The 702-nt window shown below is 71.2% G+C and carries 2 protein-coding genes; both read left to right on the plus strand.

Annotated elements, in window-relative coordinates:
• Nucleotides 1-528, plus strand: a 528-nt coding sequence (locus CON77_RS13865; protein WP_232788550.1) for an HlyD family secretion protein, incomplete at its 5' end; no start/stop codon positions are given.
• A partial coding sequence (locus tag CON77_RS15645; protein WP_232788551.1) for an ATP-binding cassette domain-containing protein occupies nucleotides 525-702 on the plus strand: 178 nt, incomplete at its 3' end. The genes CON77_RS13865 and CON77_RS15645, both read left to right, overlap by 4 nt.

Genomic DNA, 702 nt, shown 5'->3' on the forward strand with positions numbered 1-702 from the left:
GTGGCCGCGGCCCAGACCCAGGTGGCGGCCGCCCAGGCCAATGTGCAGGCCCTGACCGCCACACGGCACCGCATCGAGGTGGACCTGGCCGACAGCGAGTTGAAGGCCCCGCGCGAAGGCCGGGTGCAGTTCGTCATAGCGCACCCCGGCGAGATCGTGGCCGGGGGCGGACGGGTGCTGAACCTGATCGACCTGTCCGACGTGTACATGACCTTCTTCCTGCCGGAAACGGTGGCCGGGCGCGTGGCCCTGGGCAGCGAGGTGCGCATCGTGCTCGACGCCGCCCCCCACTTCGTGGTGCCGGCCAAAGTGTCCTTCGTGGCCAGCACGGCGCAGTTCACTCCGAAAACGGTGGAAACCGCGAGCGAACGCCAGAAGCTGATGTTCCGCGTGCGCGCCCAGGTGGACCCCGAACTGCTGCGCCGCCACCGCGACCAGGTGAAAACCGGTCTGCCGGGCGTGGCCTGGCTCAAGCTGGACCCACAAGCCCCCTGGCCCGAGCACCTGGCCCTGCCGACACAGCCATGACCTCCGCGCAACGCCCACCGCCCGAGCCCGTGGCTCGGCTCCAGGGCGTGGGGCTGCGCTACAAAGCCACCACGGCCCTGGACGGGGTGACGCTGGACATCCCCGCCGGCCGCATGGTCGGCCTGATCGGCCCCGACGGGGTCGGCAAATCCAGCCTGCTGGCCCTGCTGGCGG

The organism is Macromonas nakdongensis, from assembly GCF_002837145.1.
Lineage (GTDB): Bacteria > Pseudomonadota > Gammaproteobacteria > Burkholderiales > Burkholderiaceae_C > Macromonas_B > Macromonas_B nakdongensis.